The sequence below is a fragment of the Escherichia fergusonii ATCC 35469 genome, from assembly GCF_000026225.1.
In the GTDB taxonomy this organism is placed as follows: Bacteria; Pseudomonadota; Gammaproteobacteria; order Enterobacterales; family Enterobacteriaceae; genus Escherichia; species Escherichia fergusonii.
Map to the genome: position 1 here is coordinate 2,190,507 of NC_011740.1, position 21,733 is coordinate 2,212,239.

Below are 21,733 nucleotides of genomic sequence, written 5' to 3' on the forward strand. Positions count from 1 at the left end.
CCTTGTTAATCCGCTTTCAGCATAAACGTTATTCAGACGCTGCGCTTTGCTTTCATATTCCGGTTGTCGCGACGGCAACATTTCGCTAAAGTCACGCCCCTTCTTCACCGGCATGGGGATTATTTCGTGTTTATTGGTTTTGATTACGGTACAGCAAACTGTTCAGTGGCGGTCATGCGTGACGGTAAACCGCATTTGCTAAAAATGGAAAACGACAGCACGCTGCTGCCTTCAATGCTTTGCGCGCCAACGCGTGAAGCGGTAAGCGAATGGCTGTACCGCCATCATGATGTTCCGGCAGACGACGATGAAACGCAGGCGCTGTTACGTCGGGCAATTCGTTATAACCGCGAAGAAGATATCGATGTCACGGCGAAAAGCGTGCAGTTCGGTCTTTCCTCACTGGCGCAGTACATTGATGATCCGGAAGAAGTGTGGTTTGTGAAATCACCAAAATCGTTCCTCGGTGCCAGCGGCTTAAAACCGCAGCAGGTGGCGCTGTTTGAGGATCTGGTCTGCGCAATGATGCTGCACATTCGCAAGCAGGCCCAGACACAGCAGCCAGAAGCGATTACCCAGGCGGTGATTGGTCGCCCGATCAACTTCCAGGGGCTGGGCGGCGATGAGGCAAACGCCCAGGCACAAGGGATTCTGGAGCGCGCAGCAAAGCGTGCCGGGTTTAAGGATGTGGTATTCCAGTACGAGCCGGTGGCGGCTGGGCTGGATTACGAAGCCACCTTGCAGGAAGAAAAACGGGTGCTGGTGGTGGATATTGGTGGTGGTACGACTGACTGTTCTTTACTGCTAATGGGGCCACAGTGGCGTTCACGTCTCGATCGTGAAGCCAGCCTGCTGGGTCACAGTGGTTGCCGTATTGGCGGTAACGATCTGGATATCGCACTGGCGTTTAAAAATCTGATGCCATTACTGGGCATGGGTGGCGAAACTGAAAAAGGCATCGCCCTACCGATCCTGCCGTGGTGGAATGCGATTGCCATCAACGATGTACCTGCGCAGAGTGATTTCTACAGTAGTGCTAACGGTCGTCTGCTTAACGATCTGGTACGCGACGCCCGCGAACCGGAGAAAGTGGCCCTGTTACAGAAAGTCTGGCGTCAGCGTTTAAGCTATCGCCTGGTGCGCAGTGCAGAAGAGAGCAAAATCGCCCTTTCAAGCGTAGCGGAAACCCGCGCCTCACTGCCGTTTATCAGCGATGAACTGGCAACGCTGATTAGCCAACAAGGGCTGGAAAGCGCCCTCAGCCAGCCGCTGGCGCGGATTCTGGAACAGGTGCAACTGGCGCTGGATAACGCCCAGGAAAAACCGGATGTTATCTATCTGACCGGCGGTAGCGCCCGTTCGCCGCTGATTAAAAAAGCGCTGACAGAACAGTTGCCGGGCATTCCGATTGCAGGTGGCGATGACTTTGGCTCCGTCACCGCCGGGCTGGCACGCTGGGCGGAAGTGGTGTTTCGTTAATTGAAAAATGGCTCAGCAGCGGCTTAAATCAGCCTGCGCCTGAGCCAGTTTCTCCGCTGCCTGACGTAATGGTTCCATCAACGGAATGGTCCGTGCAGGAGCATGAAGGCGGAATCGCTGCAACTCTGTCGCGCCGACAGTCAGCGCCGATTCCAGCCGATGTCGTTTGGCGGTCATTTTCGCCATTACCGCTTGTCTGTCTGCTGGCGTTACCGCTTCATTCGGCCTGAACACAAAACGGCGTTCGCAACTCGCTTTCCAGTCGATAACCGCCTGTGTCAGATGATCACCAAACCCTTTCACTTGCTTAACACCACGACGGGTAACATCTGCTGCTGTTTCAATACCAAAAGACCGTAACGCCGCTTTACGCGCAGGGCCAACGCCGGGAATAGAGGCAACATCAATAAAAAATCCCTCCAGAAACTTCTGCTTCTGCCGTTCCCTTGCGTTGTCCTGAAGTGCTGCCAGATCGCGCTTTTCTTCTTCCGGTAAACCGAGAATTTCGTCCTTCATTTTTTCGAGCATCGTCCGTTTGGCGATAAAACCTTCCAACCCGCCCAACTGTTGGATCTGGCTGACTAAATGGTCATAGTCCATTTTCGCACGATTAAATACCTCACGACGGTGCTGGACTTCTGCTTTGTAAGCTTTGCTTGTCAGACTGCCAATAATCCAGATAGCCGCCAGCACAGGCACCAAAATAATATAACGCGGTTCTGCCTGAAGACCGCAAAGCAACAGCGATAACGCTGACAGTGTGATCTCAATCAGAATAATGTATTCACGCCGTAACAGGCCTAAAGGAAGCGGCCTGCCAGCTGGTTGGAAATGATCGGGTAATGGTAACTGTAGTGCTGGCGGTGCTACTGACGCCATCACCATCGCCCAGACTTTCGCCAGCACAAAATCACCGCCGGTGGTAATCACCTCTTCGCCAAGATCAATAAAATAGATAACGCCTTGATTATCCAGTGTACACCACGGACAGTCAGTCAAATGACCAGGGTAAACATGCATTGCCGAAACAGTACATTTCTTTAATTGTTGGCGTAGAGAATCCAGTGCCGCTATCCACGCTTTTGCCGTCGGACGCCCGGTTGCCACGCCACTTTCCGTGAACGCCTGCTGAAACATGGCTTCAACATCACCCGGTAACATCGATAGCGGAATCGATCGTGGCGGCGATTTTAAACCACGTCGCTGATTATCTGACGCGTAGGCATAACGGAAATGGGCAATATCCGTCTCCAGCGCATTACCCGCATCAGAGATAAGCGGTACACCGGAATAAGGATGCCGACCACCAAACAAGACGTGAAAAATCAGCAACGCAAGGCCAAAATTATCGTGATTCGTGGTGCGTTCAAAGCCGATAAATGACGGTAAGGTTTGCAGCTCTGGCGGCGTAAAATGCGACACGCCGACTTCGCATAAATGCAGTGTGCCATTGGCGTTAATCTGAAAGGAGTCACTATCGATCAACACCACTTTGCTGTCGCGACCTACCATAAAGCTGTTCTGGTTTACGTCACCCACGACGTGCCCGTGCTCATGAACCGTAGCAAAAGATGAAGCAATATTGCGCGCAACATAGAGTAGAAAATCCCACGCACAATGAGGGTAACTCTGGCGACGATGTGCCGGGCTATAGATCATATGAATCGGTTCTTTACCAGAAACTTTTGGCATCATAAAACCGATAACTTTTCCGCCTCGTCCACCGTGAAGCGTTGCCTGCGGCCAGGCGACATAATTCAGCAACTGCGCGTCAACTGTCGCAGCCATAAAGGCAAGTTTGTCCTGTTTTAAGGCGGGTGGCGGCGTGTGATAAATCTTGGCAACGCTATCGACAAACTCCTCGATATCATAAACCGCGCCTTCGCCGCCTTTGCCCAGTTCACGCCCGAGAGTGGTCAATTCACCTGTCGATGTAAATACTTTTATATTTGTCTTCATAATGTTTCAAGGGCAGTCATATTATATTTCAATGAATAATAACACTGCCCATTATAATTATTTCTATATTGGAAGAGTCCCACTCAAGAATAAAAATGATAATGCAATTTCATCAGGATACAATTCAATTCCAACCTGATAATGATTCACTTCCACAGGTTTTTTGCTAACTTTTACTACACAGGGATTCTGGAGAAAAAATGAAAAAGATATTACTTATGTTGTGTCTGCTATTTTTTACTACCGCAAGCTATTGTGAGATTTCGGATACGTTAGTGACAGGAGGTTATGATAAAAAGGCGATGTCTGACGCGATTAAACATGCGCGGAAAGAAACCGATCAATTCATCGAAGTTATGAATAAAAAAGATGCTGATACTTTCGCAGTCAAAGCCCCGATAACCGATCGCGGAGAAACCGAGCATTTCTGGCTCACGGATGTCACTTATTCTAACGGCATGTTTATTGGTATAATAAGCAATGACCCTGGTATTGTTACAAACGTAGAATATGGCCAGGAGTGGAAAATCAAGAAAGAAGATATTTCAGACTGGATGTATACGCGCGGGGATAAAATTTACGGTGGTTATACCATTGATCCTTTATTGGTCACCTATCCAAAAGAAGAAGCCGACGAGCTAAGAGCAAAATTAGTTCGCTAGCCAGCCATTATATTGATTGCTTAAACTGGCGGTTGAACCGTTGTCTTCAACCGCCATGCGATGTTCATTCTGTCCACATAGCCAGTGCTAACGTTTTATCATCATCGGTACGCTCGTTTACCGCTGGGCTGGACAAAAACTGCTTTAACAATTCAGGTAATAAATCGAGTTGTTCCTGCGTTGCTGACGCCAGTCCATTGAAAAACGGGGCAAAGAAAGGCACATGAGGAGAATTATCCAGCATATTTAACGCCAGCCGCTGAATACCATCCGTAAATGCTGCAACTTTATGCGCACGCTCAGTGCTGGTGAAAGTTTCCAGTCTGGAAACGGCATCTTCATCGGTAATGAAATGCGTCATATTGGCATATTCACCCACCATCGGCGTAAGCGGTAATTGCAGACCGTGACCAAAATCCACCACCACGCCGCCATCGCCAATCTGCATAATCAAGGTGCCGTTAGCCGACGAAATCAATCCCAGAAACGTGCTGGCAAAATCGCGAACTGCTAATTCTTTAGCTTCCGCCTCGGCAAAAAGTCGCTGACGAATAGTCAGTACCATATTTGTGGCGAGGACATCATTAAGCCCCAATTCCCCACCCTGCACTTTTTGCGACATATAAGCCATCGCTTCATTGACGGCGAGCATCGCGCCTTCGCCCCCCTGCGAAACGCTACCTGCGCCATCAGCAAGGAACATCACCAGTAATGGTTGCTGGTCGTTTAGGCAGACAACCTGCATCTGGCAGGCATCCTGACAAGGTAAATCAGCGCTGATGTGCGACGTTCCAACGGCTGATGCATAAACCAGACGCCAGCTCACACTGACGTCCAGCCTTTTGGCGCTTCCAGCACAACTTCCGTTCCCGGCGTGGAGCGGGAAACCGAACGCAGCGAACTGGATAACCAGCTAAACAGTTCACGGAATTGTAATCCCTGTAGTGGTAAAGGCTGACGAACGCTGATTTGTGCCAGGGTCTTCATATCAGCCCCCTGAACACCGATGGTAAAGAAGGCAAACTTTTTATCTTCTTCCCCCTGAAACACTTTGTTGGCGGCAGCCTGCCACTCATCGGTTGGTGCGCCATCAGTGATCAGGAAAATCCACGGACGATAATATGAAATACCATTTGCGCGGTACTCACGTTTCCGTTCCTCAACCATATTCATGGCTTTGGTAATGGCGGCGCCCATTGGTGTATCCCCCTGGGCAAACAGGATGGGCGGGAAAAAATTAGCGGCGCTGGTAAATGGTTGTTCCACATGCACCGGGCCGAACGTCACAATACCGAGTTCCACTCTTTTTAAAGCCAGCGGATCGGCAAGCAGTTCATCACGAAAGGTAACCAATCCGGCGTTAAGTTCATTAATAGGTCTGCCGCTCATTGAGCCAGAAACATCCAGCAGCAAAATGCAGGGACAACGTGGTTCCGGGTTACTGGCAAAATCGCTGGTGGCAAACGTGATTTGTTCGCTCATAAGAAATCCTTTCTTAGAGAATTATTGAGGTCCGGTATCATACCGACTGCAATAATGAAATAAGAGCAGGCAAAGCAACTTTCAGAATTCGGCCCATAAGCGCAGAGGGTTTTGCTATTCGCCCCGCAAGAACGTGGACTTACAGATTGACAATAAGGGTGGATTAACATAACTTCAGGAGTGAGGGTAGAGCGGGGTTTCCCCCGCCCTGGTAGTCTTAGTAAGCTGGCCAGCTAATAACTAAGAGCACCACGATGATGAGTAGCTTCATCATGACCCTTTCCTTATTTAAGGCCCCTTCCTCGGGAGGGGCTTTCCCGTTTCAGCGTCCCGCTGAAATCGGCGGCCTACCTCCTTTCGCCATGCAAGCAGTCTATCGCTAACTTGCAGATAAAATAGTTTCACATGTGATTATTGCGTAACGTCTCGCAAAGAATATTTGCTGGCAGGATCGCAGACTACAAAGCCTGCGGATTGACAATCTGATTGTGAAGGCATACTTTCAGGAGTGAGGGTAGAGCGGGGTTTCCCCCGCCCTGGTAGTCTTAGTAAGCCGGTAAGCTAATGACTAAGAGCACCACGATGATGAGTATCTTCATCATGACCCTTTCCTTATTTAAGGCCCCTTCCTCGGGAGGGGCTTTCCCGTTTCAGCGTCCCGCTGAAATCGTCGGCCTACCTCCTTTTGCCCTGAATGCAGTCTATCGCTAACGCGTAGATAAAATAGTTTCATCTGTGATTATTGCGTAACGACTCGCAAAGAATATTTGCAGACAGGATCGCAAACTGCAAAGCCTGCGGATTGACATTCTGACCGTGAAGGCATACTTTCAGGAGTGAGGGTAGAGCGGGGTTTCCCCGCCCTGGTAGTCTTAGTAAGCTGGGTAGCTAACGACTAAGAGCACCACGATGATGATCCACTTCATCATGACCCTTTCCTTATTTAAGGCCCCTTCCTCGGGAGGGGCTTTCCCGTTTCAGCGTCCCGCTGAAATCGTCGGCCTACCTCCTTTTGCCCTTAATGCAGTCTATCGCTAACGCGTAGATAAAATAGTTTCCTGTGTTATTACTGGATGCGTGCTCGCAAAAGTGCCCGTCATTCAGACGATTCCCGACAGTGTTTCATAATTCCTCCATTTTTCTCCCTTATTGGCTGGCTACACTAGTATCATTCCGCGAAACGTTTCAGGAAGAGAAACTCTTAACGATGAAAGGCAGTTATAAATCCCGTTGGGTAATCGTAATCGTGGTGGTTATCGCCGCCATCGCCGCTTTCTGGTTCTGGCAAGGCCGCAATGAATCCCAGAGCGCAGCGCCAGGTGCGACGAAGCAAGCACAGCAGTCGCCAGCCGGTGGCCGCCGTGGTATGCGTTCCGGCCCATTGGCCCCGGTTCAGGCAGCAACTGCCGTGGAACAGGCGGTTCCGCGTTACCTCACCGGGCTTGGTACGATTACCGCTGCTAACACCGTTACGGTGCGCAGTCGCGTAGATGGTCAACTGATGGCATTACATTTCCAGGAGGGTCAGCAGGTCAAAGCAGGCGATTTACTGGCAGAAATTGACCCCAGCCAGTTCAAAGTTGCATTAGCACAAGCTCAGGGGCAACTGGCAAAAGATAAAGCCACACTAGCCAACGCCCGCCGTGATTTAGCGCGTTATCAGCAACTGGCAAAAACCAATCTCGTCTCCCGTCAGGAATTGGATGCCCAACAGGCGCTGGTCAGTGAAACCGAAGGTACCTTTAAGGCTGATGAAGCGAGCGTCGCCAGTGCGCAGCTGCAACTCGACTGGAGCCGCATCACCGCACCAGTCGATGGTCGCGTTGGTCTCAAGCAGGTTGATGTTGGTAACCAAATCTCCAGTGGTGATACCACCGGGATTGTGGTGATCACCCAGACGCATCCTATCGATTTGCTCTTTACCCTGCCGGAAAGCGATATCACTACCGTAGTACAGGCGCAAAAAGCCGGAAAACCGCTGGTTGTTGAAGCCTGGGATCGCACCAACTCGAAGAAATTAAGTGAAGGCACGCTGTTAAGTCTCGATAACCAAATCGATGCCACTACCGGTACGATTAAAGTGAAAGCACGCTTTAATAATCAGGATGATGCGCTGTTTCCCAATCAGTTTGTTAACGCGCGCATGTTAGTCGACACCGAACAAAACGCCGTGGTGATCCCCACCGCCGCCCTGCAAATGGGCAACGAAGGCCATTTTGTCTGGGTGCTGAATAGCGAAAACAAAGTCAGCAAACATCTGGTGACGCCGGGCATTCAGGACAGTCAGAAAGTGGTGATCCGCGCGGGGATTTCCGCGGGCGATCGCGTAGTGACAGACGGCATTGATCGCCTGACCGAAGGGGCGAAAGTGGAAGTGGTGGAAGCCCAGAGCGCCACCACTCCAGAAGAGAAAGCCACCAGCCGCGAATACGCGAAAAAAGGAGCACGCTCCTGATGCAGGTGTTACCCCCGAGCAGCACAGGCGGCCCGTCGCGCCTGTTTATTATGCGTCCTGTCGCCACCACGCTGCTGATGGTGGCGATCTTACTCGCCGGGATTATCGGTTATCGCGCCCTGCCCGTTTCGGCGCTGCCGGAAGTGGACTATCCGACCATTCAGGTGGTCACGCTCTACCCTGGCGCCAGCCCGGATGTCATGACCTCCGCCGTTACTGCGCCGCTCGAACGCCAGTTCGGGCAGATGTCTGGCCTGAAACAGATGTCATCGCAAAGTTCCGGCGGCGCGTCAGTTATCACCTTGCAATTCCAGCTAACATTACCGCTGGATGTCGCTGAGCAGGAAGTGCAGGCCGCGATTAATGCCGCCACTAACCTGTTGCCGAGCGATCTGCCTAACCCACCGGTTTACAGCAAAGTGAACCCGGCAGATCCGCCGATCATGACGCTTGCCGTCACATCAACCGCCATGCCGATGACGCAAGTGGAAGATATGGTGGAAACCCGCGTCGCGCAGAAGATCTCGCAGATTTCCGGCGTCGGGCTGGTGACGCTTTCCGGCGGTCAGCGTCCGGCTGTTCGCGTCAAACTTAACGCCCAGGCGATTGCCGCCCTCGGCCTGACCAGCGAAACCGTGCGCACCGCCATTACCGGCGCTAACGTTAACTCGGCTAAAGGTAGCCTCGACGGCCCTTCCCGCGCGGTCACCCTTTCCGCGAACGACCAGATGCAATCCGCCGAAGAGTATCGCCAGCTAATTATTGCCTACCAGAACGGCGCGCCGATTCGTCTGGGCGATGTCGCAACCGTAGAGCAAGGTGCAGAAAATAGCTGGCTTGGGGCGTGGGCAAATAAAGAACAGGCCATAGTGATGAATGTTCAGCGCCAGCCTGGTGCTAACATTATCTCCACCGCCGACAGCATCCGGCAGATGCTGCCACAGCTCACCGAGAGTCTGCCGAAATCGGTGAAGGTGACGGTACTTTCTGACCGTACCACCAATATCCGCGCATCGGTCAACGATACCCAGTTTGAATTGATGATGGCTATCGCGCTGGTAGTCATGATTATCTACCTGTTTTTGCGCAATATTCCGGCGACTATCATTCCTGGCGTCGCCGTGCCGCTGTCGTTAATTGGCACCTTTGCGGTTATGGTGTTTCTCGATTTTTCAATCAATAACCTGACGCTGATGGCGTTAACTATCGCCACCGGATTCGTGGTCGATGACGCCATCGTGGTGATCGAAAATATTTCCCGCTATATCGAAAAAGGCGAAAAACCGTTGGCGGCGGCGCTCAAGGGCGCGGGTGAAATCGGCTTTACCATTATCTCGCTGACCTTCTCACTGATTGCGGTATTGATCCCACTGCTGTTTATGGGCGATATCGTCGGGCGCCTGTTCCGCGAATTTGCTATTACTCTGGCAGTCGCGATTTTGATCTCAGCCGTGGTGTCGCTGACCCTGACGCCGATGATGTGCGCACGGATGCTCAGCCAGGAGTCGCTGCGTAAACAGAACCGCTTCTCCCGTGCCTCAGAGAAAATGTTCGACAGGATAATCGCCGCCTATGGTCGTGGACTGGCGAAAGTGCTGAATCATCCGTGGCTGACTTTAAGCGTAGCGCTCAGCACGCTGCTGCTTAGCGTTCTCTTATGGGTGTTCATTCCGAAAGGTTTCTTCCCGGTACAGGACAACGGCATTATTCAGGGCACTTTGCAGGCACCGCAATCCAGCTCCTTTGCCAATATGGCCCAGCGGCAACGCCAGGTCGCGGACGTGATATTGCAGGATCCGGCGGTGCAAAGCCTGACCTCATTTGTTGGCGTTGATGGCACTAACCCGTCGCTGAACAGTGCGCGTTTACAGATCAACCTCAAACCGTTGGATGAACGTGATGATCGGGTGCAAAAAGTCATCGCCCGTTTGCAAACGGCAGTAGATAAAGTGCCGGGCGTCGATCTCTTCCTGCAACCAACGCAGGACCTGACGATTGATACTCAGGTCAGCCGCACCCAGTACCAGTTTACCTTGCAGGCCACATCGCTGGATGCGCTCAGCACCTGGGTGCCACAACTCGTGGAAAAACTCCAGCAACTGCCACAGCTTTCTGATGTCTCCAGCGACTGGCAGGACCAAGGGCTGGTGGCGTATGTCAATGTTGATCGCGACAGCGCCAGCCGTCTGGGGATCAGCATGGCGGACGTCGATAACGCCCTGTACAACGCGTTTGGTCAGCGACTGATTTCCACCATTTATACTCAGGCTAACCAGTATCGCGTGGTGCTGGAGCACAATACCGAAAATACCCCAGGGCTTGCGGCGCTGGATACCATTCGCCTGACCAGCAGCGACGGTGGCGTGGTGCCGCTAAGCTCAATTGCCAAAATTGAGCAGCGTTTTGCGCCGCTCTCCATCAACCATCTGGATCAGTTCCCGGTAACGACCATCTCCTTTAACATGCCAGATAACTATTCGCTGGGCGATGCGGTGCAGGCGATTATGGACACCGAAAAGACGCTGAATCTGCCGGTGGATATCACCACGCAGTTCCAGGGCAGCACCCTCGCCTTCCAGTCGGCGCTGGGCAGCACTGTCTGGCTGATTGTCGCGGCGGTGGTGGCGATGTATATCGTGCTCGGCATTCTTTACGAAAGCTTTATTCACCCGATCACCATTCTCTCGACGTTGCCAACGGCAGGGGTCGGCGCACTGCTGGCGTTGCTGATTGCCGGTAGCGAACTGGATGTGATCGCGATTATCGGCATTATTTTGCTGATCGGTATCGTGAAGAAGAACGCCATCATGATGATCGACTTCGCGCTGGCTGCTGAGCGCGAGCAAGGCATGTCGCCGCGCGATGCAATTTACCAGGCCTGTTTGCTGCGTTTTCGTCCGATCCTGATGACCACTCTGGCGGCACTGCTTGGCGCGCTGCCGCTGATGTTGAGCACCGGAGTTGGCGCGGAACTGCGTCGTCCGTTAGGCATCGGTATGGTCGGCGGTCTGGTTGTTAGCCAGGTGCTGACGCTGTTCACCACGCCGGTGATTTATCTGCTATTCGACCGCCTGGCATTGTGGACCAAAAGTCGCTTTGCCCGTCATGAAGAGGAGGCGTAAGTGAAGTTTTTTGCCCTCTTCATTTACCGTCCGGTGGCGACGATTTTACTGTCGGTTGCCATTACCCTGTGCGGAATACTGGGCTTCCGTATGCTGCCGGTCGCCCCGCTGCCACAGGTCGATTTTCCGGTGATTATGGTCAGCGCCTCGCTGCCCGGTGCGTCGCCGGAGACAATGGCGTCTTCCGTCGCCACGCCGCTGGAGCGCTCACTTGGGCGCATCGCCGGGGTCAGTGAAATGACCTCCAGCAGTTCGCTTGGCAGCACGCGTATTATTTTGCAGTTTGATTTTGACCGGGATATCAACGGCGCGGCGCGCGATGTGCAGGCGGCGATCAACGCCGCGCAAAGTTTGCTGCCCAGCGGAATGCCAAGCCGTCCGACCTATCGCAAAGCGAATCCTTCGGATGCGCCAATTATGATCCTGACGCTGACATCCGATACTTATTCGCAGGGTGAACTGTACGATTTCGCCTCGACGCAACTGGCTCCGACAATTTCGCAAATCGACGGCGTCGGTGATGTCGATGTCGGCGGCAGCTCGTTGCCCGCCGTGCGCGTTGGGCTGAACCCGCAGGCGCTGTTTAATCAGGGCGTGTCGCTGGACGACGTACGCACTGCCATCAGCAATGCCAACGTGCGTAAACCGCAGGGGGCGCTGGAAGATGGCACTCACCGCTGGCAGATCCAGACTAACGATGAACTGAAAACCGCCGCTGAATATCAGCCGCTGATTATTCATTACAACAACGGCGGCGCGGTTCGTCTGGGCGATGTAGCGACGGTGACCGACTCAGTGCAGGATGTGCGCAACGCCGGGATGACCAACGCCAAACCGGCTATTTTGCTGATGATCCGCAAGCTGCCGGAAGCCAATATTATCCAGACGGTTGACAGCATCCGGGCAAAATTACCGGAGTTGCAGGAGACCATTCCGGCGGCGATTGATCTGCAAATTGCCCAGGACCGCTCCCCCACCATTCGCGCCTCACTGGAGGAAGTCGAGCAAACGCTGATTATCTCGGTGGCGCTGGTGATTCTGGTGGTGTTTTTATTCCTGCGCTCGGGTCGCGCCACTATTATTCCCGCCGTTGCGGTGCCGGTTTCGCTGATTGGTACGTTTGCCGCGATGTACCTGTGCGGTTTCAGTCTCAATAATCTTTCGTTAATGGCGCTGACCATCGCTACAGGCTTTGTGGTGGATGACGCCATCGTGGTGCTGGAAAACATTGCCCGTCATCTGGAAGCGGGAATGAAACCGTTGCAAGCCGCACTGCAAGGTACCCGCGAAGTCGGCTTTACAGTGCTGTCGATGAGTCTGTCACTGGTGGCGGTGTTCCTGCCGCTGCTGCTGATGGGCGGATTGCCAGGACGCCTGTTACGCGAGTTTGCCGTGACGCTTTCTGTCGCCATTGGTATTTCGTTGCTGGTTTCCCTGACGCTAACGCCAATGATGTGCGGCTGGATGCTGAAAGCCAGCAAGCCGCGCGAGCAAAAGCGACTGCGTGGTTTTGGTCGCATGTTGGTTGCTCTGCAACAAGGCTACGGCAAGTCGCTGAAATGGGTACTCAATCATACCCGTCTGGTGGGCGTAGTGCTGCTTGGCACCATTGCGCTGAATATCTGGCTGTATATCTCGATCCCGAAAACCTTCTTCCCGGAGCAGGACACTGGTGTACTGATGGGCGGGATACAGGCGGATCAGAGTATTTCGTTTCAGGCGATGCGCGGCAAATTGCAGGATTTCATGAAAATTATCCGTGACGATCCGGCAGTGGATAATGTCACCGGCTTTACCGGTGGCTCGCGGGTGAACAGTGGGATGATGTTTATCACTCTCAAACCACGCGACGAGCGCAGCGAAACGGCGCAGCAAATTATCGACCGTCTACGGGTGAAGCTGGCAAAAGAGCCAGGGGCGAATCTGTTCCTGATGGCAGTGCAGGATATTCGCGTTGGCGGACGTCAGTCGAACGCCAGTTACCAGTATACGTTGCTGTCCGACGACCTGGCGGCGCTGCGCGAATGGGAGCCGAAAATCCGCAAAAAACTGGCGACATTGCCGGAACTGGCGGACGTGAATTCCGACCAGCAGGATAACGGCGCGGAGATGAATCTGGTTTACGACCGCGATACCATGGCACGGCTGGGAATCGACGTGCAGGCCGCCAACAGCCTGTTGAATAACGCCTTCGGTCAGCGGCAAATCTCGACCATTTACCAGCCCATGAACCAGTATAAAGTGGTGATGGAAGTGGATCCGCGCTATACCCAGGACATCAGTGCACTGGAAAAAATGTTTGTCATTAATAACGAAGGAAAAGCGATCCCTCTGTCATATTTCGCTAAATGGCAACCGGCGAATGCCCCGCTGTCGGTGAATCATCAGGGATTATCGGCGGCCTCGACCATCTCGTTCAACTTACCGACCGGAAAATCGCTCTCGGACGCCAGTGCGGCGATCGACCGCGCAATGACCCAGCTAGGTGTGCCTTCGACGGTGCGCGGCAGTTTTGCCGGAACAGCGCAGGTGTTCCAGGAGACGATGAACTCGCAGGTGATCCTGATTATCGCAGCCATCGCCACGGTGTATATCGTGCTGGGTATCCTTTACGAGAGTTACGTGCATCCACTGACGATTCTCTCCACCCTGCCCTCGGCGGGCGTTGGGGCGCTGCTGGCGCTGGAGCTATTCAATGCCCCGTTCAGCCTAATCGCCCTGATAGGGATCATGCTATTAATCGGCATCGTGAAGAAAAACGCCATTATGATGGTCGATTTTGCGCTCGAAGCCCAACGGCACGGTAACCTGACGCCGCAGGAAGCTATTTTCCAGGCCTGTCTGCTGCGTTTTCGCCCGATTATGATGACTACCCTGGCGGCGCTGTTTGGTGCGCTGCCGTTGGTATTGTCGGGCGGTGACGGCTCGGAGCTGCGGCAACCCCTGGGGATCACCATTGTCGGCGGTCTGGTAATGAGCCAGCTCCTGACGCTGTATACCACGCCAGTGGTGTATCTCTTCTTCGACCGTCTGCGGCTGCGTTTTTCGCGTAAACCTAAACAAACGGTAACCGAGTAAATGACAGATCTTCCCGACAGCACCCGCTGGCAATTGTGGATTGTGGCTTTCGGCTTCTTTATGCAGTCGCTGGACACCACCATCGTTAACACCGCGCTTCCCTCAATGGCTCAAAGCCTCGGGGAAAGCCCGCTGCATATGCACATGGTCATCGTATCTTATGTGCTGACCGTGGCGGTGATGCTGCCCGCCAGCGGCTGGCTGGCGGACAAAGTCGGCGTACGCAATATCTTCTTTACCGCCATCGTGCTGTTTACCCTCGGTTCGCTGTTTTGCGCGCTTTCTGCCACGCTAAACGAACTGTTGCTGGCACGCGCGTTACAGGGCGTTGGCGGCGCGATGATGGTGCCGGTCGGCAGGTTGACGGTGATGAAAATTGTACCGCGCGAGCAATATATGGCGGCGATGACCTTTGTTACGCTGCCCGGGCAAGTCGGTCCGCTGCTTGGTCCGGCGCTCGGCGGCCTGCTGGTGGAATACGCGTCCTGGCACTGGATCTTTTTAATCAACATTCCGGTAGGGATTATCGGTGCGATCGCCACGCTGATGTTAATGCCAAACTACACCATGCAGACGCGGCGTTTCGATCTCTCCGGTTTTTTATTGCTGGCGGTTGGCATGGCGGTATTAACACTGGCGCTGGATGGCAGTAAAGGTACTGGTTTATCGCCGCTGGCGATTGCCGGACTGGCAGCGATTGGCGTGGTGGCACTGGTGCTTTATCTGCTGCACGCCAGAAATAACAACCGCGCCCTGTTCAGCCTGAAACTGTTCCGCACTCGTACCTTTTCGCTGGGCCTGGCGGGGAGCTTTGCCGGACGTATCGGCAGTGGCATGTTGCCCTTTATGACACCGGTTTTCTTACAGATTGGCCTCGGTTTCTCGCCGTTTCATGCCGGATTGATGATGATCCCGATGGTGCTCGGCAGCATGGGAATGAAGCGAATTGTAGTGCAGGTGGTGAATCGCTTTGGTTACCGTCGGGTACTGGTGGCGACCACGCTGGGCCTGTCGCTGGTCACCCTGCTGTTTATGACTACCGCTCTGCTGGGCTGGTACTACGTTTTGCCGTTCGTCCTGTTTTTACAAGGGATGGTCAACTCGACGCGTTTCTCCTCTATGAACACCCTGACGCTGAAAGATCTACCAGACAATCTGGCGAGCAGCGGCAACAGCCTGCTGTCGATGATTATGCAATTATCGATGAGTATCGGCGTCACCATCGCCGGGCTGTTGCTGGGGCTTTTTGGTTCACAGCATGTCAGCGTAGACAGCAGCACCACACAAACCGTCTTTATGTACACCTGGCTTAGCATGGCGCTTATCATCGCCCTTCCGGCGTTCATCTTTGCCAGAGTTCCGAACGATACGCATCAAAATGTCGCTATTTCGCGGCGAAAAAGGAGCGCGCAATGAAGTTCTGGCGACCCGGTATTACCGGCAAACTGTTTCTGGCGATTTTCGCCACCTGCATTGTCTTATTGATCACGATGCACTGGGCGGTACGTATCAGTTTTGAGCGCGGCTTTATCGATTACATCAAGCATGGTAATGAACAACGGCTGCAAATGCTCGGCGATGCGCTTGGTGAGCAGTACGCCCAGCACGGGAACTGGCGCTTCCTGCGTAATAACGATCGCTTTGTATTTCAGATCCTACGTTCGCTGGAGCATGATAACAACGAAGATAAGCCCGGCCCCGGTATGCCGCCACACGGTTGGCGCACGCAATTCTGGGTGGTTGATCAAAACAACAAAGTGCTGGTTGGCCCGCGAGCACCGATTCCACCAGACGGCACACGGCGGCCCATTATGGTCAATGGGGCAGAAGTGGGTGCGGTGATCGCCTCCCCTGTTGAACGACTGACCCGCAATACCGATATCAATTTTGACAGACAACAGAGGCAAACCAGTTGGCTGATTGTCGCTTTATCTACCTTATTAGCAGCGCTGGCGACATTCCCACTGGCGCGCGGTTTGCTGGCTCCGGTCAAACGACTGGTGGACGGTACACACAAACTGGCAGCGGGCGATTTCACTACTCGCGTGACGCCCACCAGCGAAGATGAACTAGGGAAACTGGCGCAAGACTTCAACCAGCTCGCCAGCACCCTGGAGAAAAACCAACAGATGCGCCGCGATTTTATGGCCGATATCTCCCACGAGCTGCGCACGCCTTTAGCGGTACTGCGCGGCGAACTGGAAGCTATTCAGGATGGCGTGCGTAAATTCACGCCGGAGACGGTGGCTTCTTTACAGGCAGAGGTCGGTACACTGACCAAACTGGTGGATGATCTTCATCAATTGTCGATGTCTGATGAAGGCGCTCTCGCCTACCAGAAATCGTCGGTGGATCTGATCCCGCTACTGGAAGTCGCGGGTGGCGCATTTCGTGAGCGTTTCGCCAGCCGCGGGCTGAAACTGCAATTTTCCCTGCCAGACAGCATTACCGTATTTGGCGATCGCGATCGTTTAATGCAGTTGTTCAATAACTTACTGGAAAACAGCCTGCGCTATACCGACAGCGGCGGCAGCTTGCATATCTCTGCCGAGCAACATGACAAAACGGTGCGCCTGACCTTTGCCGACAGTGCACCGGGCGTTAGTGACGATCAACTGCAAAAATTGTTTGAGCGTTTTTATCGCACCGAAGGTTCCCGCAACCGTGCCAGCGGCGGTTCCGGCTTGGGGCTGGCTATTTGTCTTAACATTGTTGAAGCACATAATGGTCGCATTGTTGCCGCTCATTCGCCTTTTGGCGGGGTAAGCATTACAGTAGAGTTACCGCTGGAACGGGATTTACAGAGAGAAGTATGACCGAGTTACCAATCGACGAAAACACGCCACGTATTTTGATCGTGGAAGATGAACCGAAGCTGGGGCAGTTGCTTATTGATTATCTGCGTGCTGCGAGCTATGCGCCGACGCTTATCAGCCACGGCGATCAGGTACTGCCGTATGTGCGCCAGACACCACCGGATCTGATCCTGTTGGATCTGATGCTCCCTGGCACCGATGGCCTGACGTTGTGTCGGGAAATTCGTCGTTTTTCTGACATTCCGATCGTGATGGTGACAGCAAAAATCGAAGAGATCGACCGCCTGCTCGGGCTGGAAATTGGCGCAGATGATTATATCTGTAAGCCGTACAGTCCACGGGAAGTGGTAGCGCGCGTCAAAACCATTTTGCGCCGTTGCAAACCGCAGCGCGAGTTGCAGCAACAGGATGCCGAAAGCCCGTTGATTATCGACGAAGGTCGTTTTCAGGCTTCATGGCGCGGTAAAATGCTTGACCTGACGCCTGCGGAATTTCGTCTGCTGAAAACGCTCTCTCATGAACCGGGAAAAGTATTCTCCCGCGAGCAATTGCTCAATCATCTTTACGACGACTACCGCGTGGTGACCGACCGCACTATCGACAGCCACATTAAAAACCTGCGTCGCAAGCTGGAATCTCTCGACGCCGAACAGTCATTTATCCGCGCCGTTTATGGCGTCGGTTACCGCTGGGAAGCCGACGCCTGCCGCATCGTTTAACATTTTTACCTGCCGGAGAAGGCATTCACGCCACATCCGGCAGCATTATCCCGCGCATTGTCGGCTATCTGACATTATCTCTCCGCCCTGGCAAGCACCTGAAAATCGCTCATACTTTAATCGGCAAACAGTCCTTTTAGATGCTGTTTTCGATACGCAATTTCAATCAAGGAGTCATTATGGCTGGTTGGTTTGAACTCAGTAAGAGCAGTGATAATCAATGCCGGTTTGTGCTAAAAGCGGGCAATGGTGAGACTATCCTCACCAGCGAGCTGTATACCTCAAAAGCCTCTGCGGAAAAGGGCATCGCGTCGGTACGTAGCAACAGCCCGCAAGAAGAACGCTATGAGAAAAAAACGGCAAGCAACGGCAAATTCTATTTCAATCTGAAAGCCGCCAATCATCAAATTATCGGCTCCAGCCAGATGTACGCCACCGCGCAATCTCGTGAAACCGGAATTGCCTCCGTTAAAGCCAATGGCACAAGCCAGACGGTGAAAGACAATACGTAATTACGATGCCGGGCGTGGGTTGTTGGCGTCCGGCTTTATTTCCAAATAACGCTTATTTATTTACCTGCGCCATTAAAATAGTGGACACTGATGAATACTCATTGTGCTTTCTTTGTTTAACATCTCCATGCTTATCCTCCTGACCATGTTCATATGCCAAAATATCTTCTAATACTTTTCGTGACGCTATCCGGTTTATGACATACACTGATGTAAGATTTTTACTTACAAGAGAGCATAAACATGGCCAGAACGATGACAGTTGATCTTGGCGATGAGTTGCGTGAATTTATCGAGTCCTTGATTGAATCCGGCGACTATCGCACCCAAAGCGAAGTGATCCGTGAGTCACTGCGCTTACTTCGAGAAAAGCAAGCAGAGTCTCGCCTGCAAGCGTTACGTGACATGCTCGCAGAAGGGTTGAGTAGTGGTGAAGCTCAGCCGTGGGAAAAGGACGCGTTTTTACGGAAGGTGAAAGCAGGGATAAGGAAATAATGTGCGTATTATTAAACTCATGCCAAAAGCCAATGAGGATTTAGAAGGCATCTGGTATTACAGTTATCACCATTTCGGCGAACCACAAGCCGACAGATATGTGGAACATCTTTCAGACGTTCTCCAGATTCTGAGTAACAATAATATAGGTACGCCCAGATCTGAATTAGGCGAAGGTATTTTTGTTCTTCCTTTTGAACGCCACGTAATTTATTTCCTGCAATCACCAGGGGAAATTATCGTCATTCGTATCCTTAACCAAAACCAGGACGCCACCAGACATTTACACTGGAGCTAAACCCACCGATTGCGCTACAATGCCCGCCCTTAAAGTGGGGGCACTCCCCTAACCGCTTCATCAGGTGAAGCGGATCTGACCTGTCATCAGAACGAGAGAATTATGTTTAAACCGGAACTCCTTTCCCCGGCGGGAACGCTGAAAAATATGCGTTACGCTTTCGCTTATGGCGCAGATGCTGTTTATGCGGGCCAGCCGCGTTACTCCCTGCGTGTGCGCAACAACGAATTCAACCACGAAAATCTTCAGCTCGGCATTAATGAAGCCCACGCGCTGGGGAAAAAGTTTTATGTCGTGGTCAACATTGCACCGCACAACGCTAAGTTGAAAACCTTTATCCGTGACCTGAAACCGGTGGTGGAAATGGGGCCGGATGCGCTGATTATGTCCGATCCAGGGCTGATTATGCTGGTGCGTGAGCACTTCCCTGAAATGCCGATCCATCTCTCGGTACAGGCTAACGCCGTGAACTGGGCGACGGTGAAATTCTGGCAGCAAATGGGCCTGACCCGCGTGATCCTCTCTCGCGAGCTGTCGCTGGAAGAGATTGAAGAGATCCGCAATCAGGTGCCGGATATGGAGGTAGAGATCTTCGTTCACGGCGCGCTGTGCATGGCCTACTCCGGTCGCTGCCTGCTCTCTGGCTATATCAACAAGCGCGACCCGAACCAGGGCACCTGCACCAACGCCTGCCGCTGGGAGTACAACGTCCAGGAAGGGAAAGAAGATGACGTTGGCAACATCGTGCACAAGTACGAGCCGATTCCGGTGCAAAATGTTGAGCCGACGCTGGGTATCGGCGCGCCAACCGACAAAGTGTTTATGATCGAAGAAGCTCAGCGTCCGGGCGAGTATATGACCGCGTTTGAAGATGAGCACGGCACTTACATCATGAACTCGAAAGATCTGCGCGCTATCGCCCACGTTGAACGCCTGACCAAAATGGGCGTGCATTCGCTGAAAATCGAAGGTCGTACAAAATCTTTCTACTATTGCGCACGCACCGCGCAGGTTTACCGTAAAGCTATCGATGACGCAGCTGCGGGAAAACCATTCGATACCAGCCTGCTGGAAACTCTGGAAGGTCTGGCGCATCGTGGCTATACCGAAGGTTTCCTGCGTCGTCATACTCACGACGATTATCAGAACTACGAATACGGTTATTCCGTTTCTGACCGCCAGCAGTTTGTTGGTGAGTTTACCGGTGAGCGCAAAGGCGACCACGCGGCGGTAGCGGTTAAAAACAAATTCTCCGTTGGCGACAGCCTTGAGCTGATGACGCCGCAAGGGAACATTAACTTTACCCTTGAGCATATGGAAAACGCCAAAGGCGAAGCAATGCCGGTCGCACCGGGCGATGGTTATACTGTGTGGATCCCGGTACCGCAGGATCTCGAACTGAATTATGCGCTGCTGATGCGTAATTTCTCCGGGGAAACCACGCGTAACCCGCATAGTAAGTGATTAATTAAGGTTATTTTTTTGCGACGGGAAGATTCTTAGAAATCGATCACATACCGTTACATAAAAACCAGGTATTATCTGAGTCGCTGAAAAACATAACCCATAAAATGCTAGCTGTACCAGGAACCACCTCCTTAGCCTGCGTAATCTCCCTTACGCAGGCTGATTTTTTTTGGCCCACTTTCATCCTCTTCTGACAAAACCTTTTCTTTTCTGCTCTACACTTTCTACAGACCAATCATAAAGGCATACGATCATGGCAGATTTACCCGCCAGCTTACTGATTCTTAATGGTAAAAGTGCAGATAATGAACAACTGCGTGAAGCAATTATGCTGTTACGCGATGAAGGGATAAAGATTCATGTGCGCGTCACCTGGGAAAAAGGCGATGCTGCACGTTTTGTCGATGAAGCCCGCCAACTTGGTGTTGCAACAGTGATTGCCGGAGGCGGTGATGGCACTATTAATGAAGTCGCCACGGCACTGATCCAGTGTGAGGGTAATGTGATCCCTGCACTGGGTATATTGCCATTGGGTACCGCAAACGACTTTGCGACCAGTGTTGGCATTCCAGTCGCACTGGATAAAGCGCTAAAGTTGGCTATTGCAGGAAACGCCATTGAAATTGATATCGCTCAGGTTAATAAAGAAACCTGTTTTATTAATATGGCGACAGGCGGATTTGGGACGCGTATTACCACAGAAACGCCGGAAAAATTAAAAGCCGCGCTGGGTGGCGTCTCTTACATCATTCATGGCTTAATGCGTATGGATACTCTGCAACCGGACCGTTGTGAAATCCGCGGTGAAAATTTTCACTGGCAAGGTGATGCACTGGTCATTGGCATTGGTAACGGGCGTCAGGCGGGTGGCGGTCAGCAGCTGTGCCCGAACGCGTTAATTAATGATGGCTTATTGCAACTGCGTATTTTCACTGGTGATGAAATTCTTCCCGCTCTTGTTTCGACATTAAAACCAGACGAAGAAAATCCGAATATTATTGACGGCGCTTCGGCGTGGTTTGATATTCAGGCACCACACGACATCACCTTTAATCTTGATGGCGAACCGTTGAGTGGGCAAAATTTTCATATTGAAATTCTTCCGGCAGCGTTGCGTTGCCGTCTGCCACCAGATTGCCCGCTTTTACGTTAAATAAAAGCAAGCGCAGAAGCAGGATTAGCAGACCGG

18 protein-coding genes and 1 pseudogene are annotated in these 21,733 nt (G+C 52.5%); 13 read left to right on the top strand and 6 right to left on the bottom strand.

Going from position 1 to position 21,733, the window contains the following annotated elements; translation table 11 throughout:
• The first annotated feature begins 126 nt into the window (after nucleotides 1-126).
• Nucleotides 127-1,479, top strand: a complete 1,353-nt coding sequence (gene yegD, locus EFER_RS10840) for a molecular chaperone (protein ID WP_000469672.1) — start codon at nucleotides 127-129, stop codon at nucleotides 1,477-1,479.
• 12 nt (nucleotides 1,480-1,491) lie between these two features.
• Here the strand turns inward: yegD and yegI are convergent, their stop codons facing one another.
• On the bottom strand, nucleotides 1,492-3,438 hold the full coding sequence (gene yegI / locus EFER_RS10845) for a protein kinase YegI (protein WP_000856094.1): 1,947 nt from the start codon (nucleotides 3,436-3,438) through the stop codon (nucleotides 1,492-1,494).
• 200 nt (nucleotides 3,439-3,638) lie between these two features.
• Here yegI and EFER_RS10850 point away from each other — a divergent pair, with 200 nt between their 5' ends.
• Entirely contained in the window at nucleotides 3,639-4,100 is a 462-nt protein-coding gene (locus tag EFER_RS10850; protein WP_000722340.1) for a YegJ family protein, read from the top strand.
• A gap of 64 nt (nucleotides 4,101-4,164) precedes the next feature.
• On the opposite strand, the gene EFER_RS10855 is transcribed toward EFER_RS10850, so the two are convergent.
• From EFER_RS10855 to EFER_RS24845, 5 genes are all read right to left on the bottom strand, one after another.
• Nucleotides 4,165-4,926 (bottom strand): PP2C family serine/threonine-protein phosphatase, encoded by a 762-nt coding sequence (locus EFER_RS10855; RefSeq protein WP_000119077.1) that lies wholly within the window; start codon nucleotides 4,924-4,926, stop codon nucleotides 4,165-4,167.
• Nucleotides 4,923-5,582: a vWA domain-containing protein gene (locus tag EFER_RS10860; protein ID WP_000003182.1), complete on the bottom strand. Its 660-nt coding sequence runs from the start codon at nucleotides 5,580-5,582 to the stop codon at nucleotides 4,923-4,925. The genes EFER_RS10855 and EFER_RS10860 overlap by 4 nt, the downstream gene beginning before the upstream one ends.
• Before the next feature lie 217 nt (nucleotides 5,583-5,799).
• A complete protein-coding gene (locus EFER_RS24110; protein WP_100249772.1) occupies nucleotides 5,800-5,856 on the bottom strand; it encodes a type I toxin-antitoxin system Ibs family toxin in 57 nt (18 codons plus the stop codon).
• Between the two features lie 271 nt (nucleotides 5,857-6,127).
• The gene (locus EFER_RS24115; protein ID WP_100733667.1) at nucleotides 6,128-6,184 is read right to left on the bottom strand and encodes a type I toxin-antitoxin system Ibs family toxin; all 57 of its coding nucleotides are present in this window, start codon (nucleotides 6,182-6,184) and stop codon (nucleotides 6,128-6,130) included.
• A gap of 270 nt (nucleotides 6,185-6,454) precedes the next feature.
• Nucleotides 6,455-6,511 (bottom strand): type I toxin-antitoxin system Ibs family toxin, encoded by a 57-nt coding sequence (locus EFER_RS24845; protein WP_100733666.1) that lies wholly within the window; start codon nucleotides 6,509-6,511, stop codon nucleotides 6,455-6,457.
• A gap of 278 nt (nucleotides 6,512-6,789) precedes the next feature.
• Between EFER_RS24845 and mdtA the strand changes: the two genes are divergently transcribed.
• From mdtA to yegS, 11 genes and pseudogenes are all read left to right on the top strand, one after another.
• Nucleotides 6,790-8,037 carry a multidrug efflux RND transporter subunit MdtA gene (mdtA, locus tag EFER_RS10865; protein WP_000679019.1) on the top strand — a complete coding sequence of 416 codons (1,248 nt, stop codon included), beginning with the start codon at nucleotides 6,790-6,792 and terminating at the stop codon, nucleotides 8,035-8,037.
• On the top strand, nucleotides 8,037-11,159 hold the full coding sequence (gene mdtB, locus EFER_RS10870) for a multidrug efflux RND transporter permease subunit MdtB (protein WP_001197909.1): 3,123 nt from the start codon (nucleotides 8,037-8,039) through the stop codon (nucleotides 11,157-11,159). The genes mdtA and mdtB overlap by 1 nt, the downstream gene beginning before the upstream one ends.
• Nucleotides 11,160-14,237, top strand: a complete 3,078-nt coding sequence (gene mdtC / locus EFER_RS10875) for a multidrug efflux RND transporter permease subunit MdtC (RefSeq protein WP_000667531.1) — start codon at nucleotides 11,160-11,162, stop codon at nucleotides 14,235-14,237.
• Nucleotides 14,238-15,653, top strand: a complete 1,416-nt coding sequence (mdtD, locus tag EFER_RS10880; protein WP_000130825.1) for an MFS transporter — start codon at nucleotides 14,238-14,240, stop codon at nucleotides 15,651-15,653.
• Nucleotides 15,650-17,053 (top strand): envelope stress sensor histidine kinase BaeS, encoded by a 1,404-nt coding sequence (gene baeS / locus EFER_RS10885; RefSeq protein ID WP_000675173.1) that lies wholly within the window; start codon nucleotides 15,650-15,652, stop codon nucleotides 17,051-17,053. Before mdtD ends, baeS begins: the two co-directional genes overlap by 4 nt.
• Nucleotides 17,050-17,772 carry an envelope stress response regulator BaeR gene (baeR, locus tag EFER_RS10890; RefSeq protein ID WP_000137877.1) on the top strand — a complete coding sequence of 241 codons (723 nt, stop codon included), beginning with the start codon at nucleotides 17,050-17,052 and terminating at the stop codon, nucleotides 17,770-17,772. The genes baeS and baeR overlap by 4 nt, the downstream gene beginning before the upstream one ends.
• A 179-nt stretch (nucleotides 17,773-17,951) precedes the next feature.
• Entirely contained in the window at nucleotides 17,952-18,284 is a 333-nt protein-coding gene (locus EFER_RS10895; RefSeq protein WP_015953533.1) for a YegP family protein, read from the top strand.
• Between the two features lie 197 nt (nucleotides 18,285-18,481).
• Nucleotides 18,482-18,779: pseudogene (locus EFER_RS10900) on the top strand (type II toxin-antitoxin system ParD family antitoxin).
• A 1-nt stretch (nucleotide 18,780) separates the two neighbouring features.
• Complete coding sequence (locus tag EFER_RS10905; RefSeq protein ID WP_001220183.1) at nucleotides 18,781-19,077, top strand: type II toxin-antitoxin system RelE/ParE family toxin; 297 nt, start codon at nucleotides 18,781-18,783, stop codon at nucleotides 19,075-19,077.
• Between the two features lie 102 nt (nucleotides 19,078-19,179).
• The gene (gene trhP / locus EFER_RS10910; RefSeq protein WP_000476035.1) at nucleotides 19,180-20,541 is read left to right on the top strand and encodes a prephenate-dependent tRNA uridine(34) hydroxylase TrhP; all 1,362 of its coding nucleotides are present in this window, start codon (nucleotides 19,180-19,182) and stop codon (nucleotides 20,539-20,541) included.
• A 256-nt stretch (nucleotides 20,542-20,797) separates the two neighbouring features.
• A complete protein-coding gene (gene yegS, locus EFER_RS10915; RefSeq protein WP_000774462.1) occupies nucleotides 20,798-21,697 on the top strand; it encodes a lipid kinase YegS in 900 nt (299 codons plus the stop codon).
• Nucleotides 21,698-21,733 lie beyond the last annotated feature (36 nt).

Bases quoted from the DNA above. Each gene is read 5' to 3' on its own strand.
- yegS (WP_000774462.1), top strand. From the start codon at position 20,798: ATGGCAGATTTACCCGCCAGCTTACTGATTCTTAATGGTAAAAGTGCA.
- EFER_RS10860 (WP_000003182.1), bottom strand. From the start codon at position 5,582: ATGAGCGAACAAATCACGTTTGCCACCAGCGATTTTGCCAGTAACCCG.
- yegI (WP_000856094.1), bottom strand. From the start codon at position 3,438: ATGAAGACAAATATAAAAGTATTTACATCGACAGGTGAATTGACCACT.
- mdtB (WP_001197909.1), top strand. From the start codon at position 8,037: ATGCAGGTGTTACCCCCGAGCAGCACAGGCGGCCCGTCGCGCCTGTTT.
- baeR (WP_000137877.1), top strand. From the start codon at position 17,050: ATGACCGAGTTACCAATCGACGAAAACACGCCACGTATTTTGATCGTG.
- mdtD (WP_000130825.1), top strand. From the start codon at position 14,238: ATGACAGATCTTCCCGACAGCACCCGCTGGCAATTGTGGATTGTGGCT.
- EFER_RS10850 (WP_000722340.1), top strand. From the start codon at position 3,639: ATGAAAAAGATATTACTTATGTTGTGTCTGCTATTTTTTACTACCGCA.
- trhP (WP_000476035.1), top strand. From the start codon at position 19,180: ATGTTTAAACCGGAACTCCTTTCCCCGGCGGGAACGCTGAAAAATATG.
- EFER_RS10895 (WP_015953533.1), top strand. From the start codon at position 17,952: ATGGCTGGTTGGTTTGAACTCAGTAAGAGCAGTGATAATCAATGCCGG.
- baeS (WP_000675173.1), top strand. From the start codon at position 15,650: ATGAAGTTCTGGCGACCCGGTATTACCGGCAAACTGTTTCTGGCGATT.
- mdtA (WP_000679019.1), top strand. From the start codon at position 6,790: ATGAAAGGCAGTTATAAATCCCGTTGGGTAATCGTAATCGTGGTGGTT.